Raw genomic sequence first — 5,793 nt, 5'->3', positions numbered from 1 at the left:
TGCTCCTTCTGCCGCGCAGACTCCTAGGCCGCATTGTGGCGCCATCGCACGACACGGCACCCCGCATCACCCCATGCCCCCGCGGGGTGTTCCGTCGATGCTCTGTTTTCAATAGCTGCAAATACTTGATAGCAAAGCGCTGAAGGCGTTTTTCATGCAAAGTTTTTCGCCCGGCGGCCCGGCTTAGAATCTGCGCCCATGCACATACACATACTGGGGATCTGCGGCACCTTCATGGGCGGGCTGGCCGCGCTGGCACGGGAGGCAGGCCACCGCGTGACGGGCTGCGATGCCGGCGTCTACCCCCCCATGAGCGACCAGCTCCGCGCTCTGGGCATCGACCTGATCGAAGGCTATGGCGCCGACCAGATGGCGCTGGCGCCGGACATGTTCGTGATCGGCAACGTGGTGAGCCGCGCCCGGCTGGCAGACGGGGCCCCCAAGTTCCCGCTGATGGAAGCCATCCTCGATGCGGGCGCGCCCTACACCAGCGGCCCAGCGTGGCTGGCCGAGCATGTGCTGCAGGGCCGCCACGTGCTCGCAGTGGCGGGCACCCACGGCAAGACCACCACCACGTCGATGCTGGCGTGGATTCTGGAAAGCGCCGGCCTGCAGCCTGGCTTCCTGATCGGCGGCGTGCCGCTGAACTTCGGCGTGTCGGCCCGGCTGGGCGGGGCGGCTGCGCTCCCTGCGCAGATCAAGGAGGAGCCCGCAAAGCGGGCGGGGGACACGAAGCAGGGAGCGCAGCCGCCCCGCCCTACCCCCCTGTTTGTCATCGAAGCCGACGAATACGACACCGCCTTCTTCGACAAGCGCAGCAAGTTTGTGCACTACCGGCCGCGCACCGCCGTGCTGAACAACCTGGAGTTCGATCACGCCGACATCTTTGACGATCTGGCTGCCATCGAGCGGCAATTCCACCACCTGGTGCGCACCGTGCCGCCCAGCGGCTGCGTGGTCGTCAACGGGCTGGAAGACAGCCTGGCCCGTGTGCTGCACACCGGGTGCTGGAGCGAGGTGGCCAGCTTTGGCGCCGCCGTGAGCGATTTCAGCGCCGAGGGCACGCACCAGGCATTCGACGTGCTGCACTGGGGCCAGCCCGTGGCGCGCGTGGAATGGGCGCTGACGGGGCAGCACAACCAGCTCAACGCGCTGGCCGCCATTGCCGCGGCCCACCATGTGGGCGTGAGCCCCGCCCAGGCGGCTGCGGCGCTCAACACCTTTCAGAACGTGAAGCGGCGCATGGAACTGCGCGGCACCGTGGCCGGCGTGGCGGTGTACGACGACTTTGCCCACCACCCCACGGCCTTGCGCACCACGCTCGACGGCCTGCGCCGCAGCCTGGGCGGCCCAGAGGCGGGCGCGCGCATCCTGGCGGTGTTCGAGCCCCGCAGCAACACCATGAAGCTGGGCGCCATGAAAAGCCAGCTGCCCTGGGCGCTGGAACCCGCCGACCTGGCCTTCTGCCACACCGCCGGGCTGGACTGGGATGCGGCCGAGGCGCTCGCGCCGCTGGGCGTGGGCCCGGGCCAGCGCGCCCAGACCGCCCCCGACATCGCCACCCTGGTGGCCCAGGTGGTGCAAGCGGCCCGGCCCGGCGACCATGTGGTGTGCATGAGCAACGGCGGCTTTGGCGGCATCCACGCCAAGCTGCTGCAGGCGCTTCAAAAATAATAGCCATCAGCGCTTATCAGATAAGCGCTGGAGCCGATTTTTACCGATATTTTCGTCTCAGAACGAGACGGTCATTGCCTCGACATCCACCCGCACCACGGGTTTGGCCAGGGCTGCGGTGGCGGCCCGCGCAAAGGTGCGGGACCAGTCCGGGTCGGCCAGCAGCGTGGCACCGGCGGCGCGCGCCACGGTCAGCACCTTGTCGGCCAGCAGCACCTTGCCGCTGGCACGCAACGGCTCGCAGTCGAGCGTGGTGAACTGGTCGTCCAGCCAGCGCCGCCCTTCTTCGTGCCCCATGGGCTCGGCGCCCTGCAGGTCAAAACGGAACTCCTGATGCCCGGCCAGCCGGACCGACACTTCGCTTTTCATGGATGACACCTCTTTCTGCGCAAGGCCCCCGCGACGCACGCGCCTTCGCTCGGCTGCTGCGCCACGCGGGAGCACATCGCCAGTTTAGGCGCTGCGCGCCCGGCGCGCCTTGACGGCATCCGACAGCTCCGCCAGCGCAACCAGCGACGGCTCCCAGCCCAGGCAGGCGTCGGTGATGCTCTTGCCGTATTCCAGCGCCGACGGGTCGTCCTTGCCCGGCGTGAACTTCTGCGCGCCTTCATTCAGATGGCTTTCGATCATCAGGCCGAACACGCTGCGCGAACCGCCGGCGATCTGCGCCGCCACATCGCGGGCCACGTCCAGCTGCTTTGCGTGCTGCTTGCTGCTGTTGGCGTGGCTGCAATCCACCATCAGCGTGGCGGGCAACTTGGCGGCCTCCAGGTCCTTGCAGGCAGCGGCCACGCTCTCGGCGTCGTAGTTGGGCGCCTTGCCGCCGCGCAGGATGACGTGGCAATCCTTGTTGCCGCTGGTGTTGACGATGGCCACCTGGCCGTTCTTGTGCACCGACAGGAAGTGGTGGCCGCGGCTGGCCGACTGGATGGCGTCGGTGGCAATGCGGATGTTGCCGTCGGTGCCGTTCTTGAAGCCAATGGGCGCCGACAGGCCCGAAGCCAGTTCGCGGTGCACCTGGCTTTCGGTGGTGCGCGCGCCGATGGCACCCCAGGCGATCAGGTCGCCGATGTACTGGGGCGAGATCACGTCCAGGAACTCGCTGCCGGCCGGCATGCCCAGGCGGTTGATGTCGATGAGCAACTGGCGCGCGATGCGCAGGCCTTCGTCGATGCGGTAGCTCTCGTCCAGGTAGGGGTCGTTGATCAGGCCCTTCCAGCCCACGGTGGTGCGGGGTTTTTCGAAGTAGACACGCATGACGATCTCCAGCGTGTCCTGGTACTGCTCCCGCACGGCCTTCAGGCGGCGGGCGTATTCCAGCGCGGCGGCCGGGTCGTGGATGGAGCAGGGGCCGATGACCACGAGCAGGCGGTCGTTCTGCCCGGCCATGATGTTGTGGATGTTCTTGCGGGTCTGCGTGATCAGCGCCTCGACCGGCGTGCCGCCGATCGGGAAGAAGCGGATCAGGTGCTCGGGAGGAGGCAACACGGTGATGTCCTTGATACGTTCGTCGTCGGTCTGGCTGGTTTTGTCGACGCTGCGGTACCAGGCATCGCTGGTGGGGTTGGTGGGTGCCGTCATGGTTGCTTCCTCGTGTTGTGGGTGATGAGTTGAAGAATCTGTGTGAAAAAACGGAAGGGCAGAAAAACAAAAACCGCCGGGCTTTGCAGCGTCGGCGGTTGGTATGGGGAGGTTGTGTGTGCTTGCGCGTTTTCCTCTCATCCGCCGGGGACCGAGATAAAAAACCAAAAATAAAACGCGCTGCGAACTTGCATGGCAGGCAATGTAGCACAGGAGTGCGGCTGCGCAGCCAGCGCGATCTGTTGCGATTGCGCGACAGAATTCGCGCAACAAAGCAGCGGCAACAGCCGTTTCGCGCCGTGTCGGCTCAGCGCCTGCGGCCGCCCAGCCAGGCGCGAATGCGCTGCAGCACCGATCCCTTGGCGCGCGCGCCGGGGCCCGGCAGCTCGCTCTGGGGTTCGCTCTGGTGCTCGTACATGTCGATGAGCAGCAGCGCTTCGCCCAGCGTGCGCCAGGCCAGCAGCTCGAAGTGGTCGAAGCTCGCGCTCTCGCGGGGGCTTCGCTGTTCCAGCATCTGCTGCCAGTCGGCAATCGCCTTGCGCAAGTCTCGCAAGGCGCGCTGGTAGGCGCCCAGCTCGTACAGCGCGTGCCAGGCCGAGCCCAGGCCCGTGAGCAGCAGCTGGTGCTCGCGCGCGATGTGCGACAGGCTCGTCACCTGCCGCGCGATGGCGGCCGTGTCGGTGCTGGTGCGGCGCACGCGCACGGCCTCGTCGATCTGCGTGGAAAGCGCGCCCAGGCTGTCGCGCAGCTGGCGCGAATCCTCGTCGGCCACGCCTTCGCGCAGAAACCGGCTGATGTCGCCAAACGACTGGAGCGTCAGCAACTGACTGGGGCGCGTGACAGGCATGGTGCCGTCCATTGTGCGCTGCCGCTCGGCCTGCGCAAGCGCGGAAAAGTGGCCAAAACGTGAACCACTGCCGCGCGCAGCACGCGCGGACCCCGGGGTGCGAGCCGCTGCCCGCGCCTCAGGCGGTTCCGCCCACTGTCAGGCCCTCGATGCGCAGCGTGGGCTGGCCCACGCCCACGGGCACGCTCTGGCCTTCCTTGCCGCAGGTGCCCACGCCGCTATCGAGGCGCATGTCGTTGCCGATCATGGTCACCTTCTTGAGCGACTCGGGGCCGCTGCCGATGATGGTGGCGCCCTTCACGGGGTACTGGATCTTGCCGTTCTCGACCCAGTAGGCCTCGCTGGCCGAGAACACGAATTTGCCGGAGGTGATGTCCACCTGCCCGCCACCAAAGTTGCTGGCGTACAAGCCTTTCTTGATGCTGGCGATGATCTCCTGCGGGTCCTTGTCGCCGCCCAGCATGTAGGTGTTGGTCATGCGCGGCATGGGAATGTGGGCGTAGCTTTCGCGCCGGCCGTTGCCCGTGGGCGCCACGCCCATCAGGCGGGCGTTCAGGCTGTCCTGGATATAGCCCTTCAGGATGCCGTCTTCGATCAGCACATTGCGCTGGCTGGCATGGCCCTCATCGTCCACGTTGAGGCTGCCGCGCCGGTCGGCAATGGTGCCGTCGTCCAGCACGGTGACCCCCTTGGCGGCCACGCGCTGGCCGATGCGGCCGCTGAATGCGCTGGAGCCCTTGCGGTTGAAATCGCCCTCCAGCCCGTGGCCGATGGCCTCGTGCAGCAGGATGCCGGGCCAGCCCGAGCCCAGCACCACCGTCATCTCGCCCGCCGGTGCAGGGCGCGACTCGAGGTTGACCAGGGCGGCGTTGACGGCTTCGTCCACATACTTGCCCATCTGCTCATCGTCGAAGTAGGCCAGGCCGAACCGCCCGCCGCCGCCTGCCGAGCCCATTTCGCGGCGGCCGTTCTGCTCGGCGATCACCGTGACCGACAGGCGCACCAGCGGCCGCACGTCGGCGGCCAGGGTGCCGTCGGCACGGGCCACCAGCACCACGTCGTATTCGCTGGCGAGACCCGCCATGACCTGGGCCACACGGGGGTCCTTGGCGCGGGCGCGCTTTTCCAGCTTCTCCAAAAGTGCCACCTTGGCCGTGCTGTCCAGCGAGGCGATGGGGTCCACACCCGCATAGAGGCTGCGGCTTGCAGCTATCTTTTTAGGAGCTACTCGCGCTTTACCAGTAAGCGCTGAAGCCGAAATTGACCGCACAGTGCGGGCCGCGTCGAGCAGCGAGGCCTCCGAAATGTCGTCGGAATAGGCAAACGCCGTCTTCTCGCCGCTGACGGCGCGCACGCCCACACCCTGGTCGATGCTGAAGGAACCCGTCTTGACAATGCCTTCCTCCAGGCTCCAGCCCTCGCTGCGGGTGTACTGGAAGTACAGGTCGGCATCGTCCACCTGGTGGGCGCGGATCTCGCCCAGCGCGCGCGCCAGATGGCTTTCGTCCAGGCCGAACGGGGTCAACAACAGTGCGCGAGCGACGTCGATGCGCTGGCTGGTGGCTGCGCGCTCTGGCGCGGCGGTGGTGGGGCGAAAAGTCATCCGGGCATTTTAGGCGGGTGCCCACTCCCTGCAGGGCGCAGGGGCGTAGCCCGGCGCGCGGCCTTAGAACGTGTTTACGATCTCGCAG

5 protein-coding genes are annotated in these 5,793 nt (G+C 67.1%); 1 reads left to right on the top strand and 4 read right to left on the bottom strand.

Going from position 1 to position 5,793, the window contains the following annotated elements; genetic code table 11:
- The first annotated feature begins 198 nt into the window (after positions 1–198).
- A complete protein-coding gene (gene mpl, locus ACOQFS_RS12895; protein WP_421563262.1) occupies positions 199–1,674 on the top strand; it encodes a UDP-N-acetylmuramate:L-alanyl-gamma-D-glutamyl-meso-diaminopimelate ligase in 1,476 nt (491 codons plus the stop codon).
- A gap of 57 nt (positions 1,675–1,731) precedes the next feature.
- Here mpl and ACOQFS_RS12890 read toward each other — a convergent pair whose 3' ends face one another.
- From ACOQFS_RS12890 to tldD, 4 genes are all read right to left on the bottom strand, one after another.
- Positions 1,732–2,043, bottom strand: a complete 312-nt coding sequence (locus ACOQFS_RS12890; RefSeq protein WP_421563261.1) for a hypothetical protein — start codon at positions 2,041–2,043, stop codon at positions 1,732–1,734.
- An 84-nt stretch (positions 2,044–2,127) separates the two neighbouring features.
- Positions 2,128–3,255: a 3-deoxy-7-phosphoheptulonate synthase gene (locus tag ACOQFS_RS12885; RefSeq protein WP_421563260.1), complete on the bottom strand. Its 1,128-nt coding sequence runs from the start codon at positions 3,253–3,255 to the stop codon at positions 2,128–2,130.
- Between the two features lie 307 nt (positions 3,256–3,562).
- The gene (locus ACOQFS_RS12880) at positions 3,563–4,102 is read right to left on the bottom strand and encodes a hypothetical protein (protein ID WP_421563259.1); all 540 of its coding nucleotides are present in this window, start codon (positions 4,100–4,102) and stop codon (positions 3,563–3,565) included.
- A 118-nt stretch (positions 4,103–4,220) separates the two neighbouring features.
- Entirely contained in the window at positions 4,221–5,705 is a 1,485-nt protein-coding gene (gene tldD, locus ACOQFS_RS12875; protein ID WP_421563258.1) for a metalloprotease TldD, read from the bottom strand.
- Positions 5,706–5,793 lie beyond the last annotated feature (88 nt).

The organism is Paracidovorax sp. MALMAid1276, assembly GCF_049198005.1.
Taxonomy (GTDB): domain Bacteria; phylum Pseudomonadota; class Gammaproteobacteria; order Burkholderiales; family Burkholderiaceae_C; genus Acidovorax.
The sequence above is the reverse complement of the archived record's forward strand: the minus strand, read 5'-3'. Positions and strand labels throughout refer to the sequence as shown.

Coding starts and splice junctions, on each gene's coding strand:
- mpl (WP_421563262.1), top strand. CDS start 199: ATGCACATACACATACTGGGGATCTGCGGCACCTTCATGGGCGGGCTG.
- ACOQFS_RS12890 (WP_421563261.1), bottom strand. CDS start 2,043: ATGAAAAGCGAAGTGTCGGTCCGGCTGGCCGGGCATCAGGAGTTCCGT.
- ACOQFS_RS12885 (WP_421563260.1), bottom strand. CDS start 3,255: ATGACGGCACCCACCAACCCCACCAGCGATGCCTGGTACCGCAGCGTC.
- ACOQFS_RS12880 (WP_421563259.1), bottom strand. CDS start 4,102: ATGCCTGTCACGCGCCCCAGTCAGTTGCTGACGCTCCAGTCGTTTGGC.
- tldD (WP_421563258.1), bottom strand. CDS start 5,705: ATGACTTTTCGCCCCACCACCGCCGCGCCAGAGCGCGCAGCCACCAGC.